Annotated in this window: 1 protein-coding gene; it reads left to right on the plus strand. The window is 38.7% G+C overall.

The features are described from left to right. On the plus strand, nucleotides 1-613 hold a 613-nt coding region (locus C7U56_RS15415; RefSeq protein ID WP_146143936.1), incomplete at both ends, for a transposase.

Here is a 613-nt window from a genome sequence, read left to right on the forward strand (position 1 = left end):
AACAAATGGCAAAATCTTAAACCATATAGTATTGTGGATGAATTGCGCACACAACTAAAGGCCATGAATCGTCAGTTTCATTTCTATGTGAAACAAAAAACGGCTATGAAAAATAATCTTATTAATCTCATTGACCAGACATACCCAAATGCAAATACTTATTTTAATAGTCCACCCCGCAGTGATGGCTCCCAAAAATGGGTTGATTTTGTCTATACGTATTGGCATGTAGATTGCGTTCGTAAAATGTCTCTAAATTCTTTTGTTAAACACTATCAAAACTGGTGCAAGCAAAAAAAATATATCTTCAATAAATCGAAAGCCGAAGAAATTTATACCAAGGCAACGGAACTTGTCCCGGTATTTCCTAAAAACGAAATAACCAAACGCATCATTAGACAAGCTATCGCTCAGCTTAACAGCACTTCCGCTACCGTCGAAACAATACGCATTCTCATGAATGAAACCGCCTCAAAACTTCCAGAGTACCCGATTGTTATGCAGTTTAAAGGGATTGGTCCATCTCTTGGTCCACAGCTTATGGCTGAGATCGGTGATATAACCAGATTTACACATAAAGGAGCCCTTACTGCTTTCGCCGGGGTAGATCCTG

This window comes from Clostridium fessum (genome assembly GCF_003024715.1).
Taxonomy (GTDB): domain Bacteria; phylum Bacillota; class Clostridia; order Lachnospirales; family Lachnospiraceae; genus Otoolea; species Otoolea fessa.